The following is a 2,221-nucleotide window of genomic DNA, read 5'->3' as shown; positions in this document are numbered from 1 at the left end:
CTGCGCCGTAACGTGGAGCTCAGCGACGGCGGGAACATGATGCGGGTCCTGGCCTTCGCCGACGAAGATCGCCAAGCTGCTGGAGAAGGGCGTGCGCGACATGGTGCGCATCAGCGACGCCCGCATGAGCGGCACCGCGTACGGCACGGTCGTCCTGCACACCGCGCCCGAGGCGGCGGCCGGCGGCCCGCTGGCGAAGGTTCGCACCGGCGACCCCATCGTGCTCGACGTGGCCGCCAGGCGGCTCGACGTGGACATCCCCGACGCCGAGCTGGCCGCCAGACAGCCCGCGATGGACGGCCACGCCAAGCCCGTACGCGGCTGGGAGCGTCTCTACGTCGAGCACGTCACCCAGGCCGACCGCGGCGCAGACCTCGACTTCCTCGTCGGCTCCAGCGGCGACCACGTGGGCCGCGAATCCCACTGAGGCTTTAAAGACTCCCCTGCGCCATGCGCGGAATCAATCTCGGTGGGTACAGGGTTACGGCACGATGGTGATCCGGTTTGGCGACACGAGGAGGAAGCGTGAACGGCGATATCACCCAGAGCCAGGAGTGGGCGGCTCTCGGCAAGCACCACGAGGAGCTGGCGGGCAAGCAGCTGCGCGAGCTGTTCGCCGAGGACCCGGGCCGGGCCGAGCGCATGACCGCGACCGCCGGCGACCTCCACCTCGACTACGCCAAGCACCGCGCCACCGAGGAGACGATCGACCTGCTGGTGGCCCTGGCCGAGCGGGCGGGGCTGCGCGACAGGATCTCCGCCATGTTCGGCGGCGAGCACATCAACGTCAGCGAGGACCGCGCCGTCCTCCACGTGGCGCTGCGCATGCCCCGCGACGCCGAGCTGGTCGTGGACGGGCAGGACGTGATCGCCGACGTGCACGCCGTGCTGGACAAGATGAGCGCCTTCGCCGACCGGGTCAGGTCCAAGGAATGGAAGGGCGCCACGGGCAAGCCGATCGAGACCGTGGTCAACATCGGCATCGGCGGCTCCGACCTGGGCCCCGCCATGGCCTACGAGGCGCTGCGCGACTACGCCGACGCGGGCATCGCCGCCAGGTTCGTCTCCAACATCGACCCGGCCGACATCACCGGCAACCTCGCCGGCCTCGACCCGGCGACCACGCTGTTCGTGGTCAGCTCCAAGACGTTCACCACGCTCGAGACGCTCACCAACGCCAGGGTCGCCCGCCGCTGGCTGGTCGAGGCCCTGGGCGAGGACGCGGTCTCCAAGCACTTCGTGGCCGTCTCCACCAACGCCGCGAAGGTCGCCGAGTTCGGCATCGACACCGACAACATGTTCGGCTTCTGGGACTGGGTCGGCGGCCGCTACTCCTACGACGGCGCCATCGGCCTGTCGCTGATGATCGCGATCGGGTCCGGCAGGTTCCGCGAGATGCTCGCCGGCTTCCACGCCATCGACGAGCACTTCCGCACTGCCCCGTTCAAGGACAACCTGCCGGTGCTGATGGGCCTGCTCGGCATCTGGTACAACGACTTCTTCGGCGCCGAGACCCGCGCCGTGCTGCCGTACAGCCAGCGGCTGCACCGCTTCCCGGCCTACCTGCAGCAGCTCACCATGGAGTCCAACGGCAAGTCCGTGCGGGCCGACGGCACCCCCGTCTCGGTCGACACCGGCGAGATCTTCTGGGGCGAGCCGGGCACCAACGGGCAGCACGCCTTCTACCAGCTCCTCCACCAGGGCACCCGCCTCGTGCCGGCCGACTTCATCGGCTTCGCCGAGCCGTTCGAGGACCGCGAGGGCATGCACGACCAGCTCACCGCCAACCTCCTCGCCCAGACGTCGGCGCTGGCGTTCGGCAAGACGGCCGAGGAGATCGCCGGCGAGGGCACCCCGCCCGACATCGTGCCGCACAAGGTGATGCCGGGAAACCGGCCCACCTCCACGATCCTCGTCCCCAAGCTGACCCCCTCGACGCTCGGCCAGCTCGTGGCGCTGTACGAGCACATCGTGTTCGTCGAGGGCACGATCTGGGGGATCGACTCCTTCGACCAGTGGGGCGTCGAGCTCGGCAAGAAGATGGCGCTCGACCTGGCGCCCGCGCTCACCTCCGACGAGCCGCCCACCACGTTCCCCGACGCCTCCACCGAGCAGCTCGTCCGGAAGTACCGCGAGCTGCGCGGAAGGCGCGTCTGACATGGGACACGCGTCCAGAGGAGGGCACGCGCACGGCACGGAGCGGGCGGGGGCCGTGGTGCTG

The 2,221-nt window shown here is 69.9% G+C and carries 2 protein-coding genes; both read left to right on the top strand.

Annotated elements, in window-relative coordinates; translation table 11 throughout:
- Nucleotides 1-67: 67 nt before the first annotated feature.
- The gene (locus AB0J09_RS62880) at nucleotides 68-427 is read left to right on the top strand and encodes a dihydroxy-acid dehydratase (RefSeq protein ID WP_360713809.1); all 360 of its coding nucleotides are present in this window, start codon (nucleotides 68-70) and stop codon (nucleotides 425-427) included.
- Nucleotides 428-525: 98 nt separating this feature from the next.
- On the top strand, nucleotides 526-2,157 hold the full coding sequence (pgi, locus tag AB0J09_RS62875; RefSeq protein ID WP_360713807.1) for a glucose-6-phosphate isomerase: 1,632 nt from the start codon (nucleotides 526-528) through the stop codon (nucleotides 2,155-2,157).
- Nucleotides 2,158-2,221: the final 64 nt, after the last annotated feature.

The organism is Nonomuraea sp. NPDC049784 (assembly GCF_040659615.1).
Taxonomy (GTDB): domain Bacteria; phylum Actinomycetota; class Actinomycetes; order Streptosporangiales; family Streptosporangiaceae; genus Nonomuraea.
This window is presented reverse-complemented; position numbering and strand designations above follow the sequence as displayed.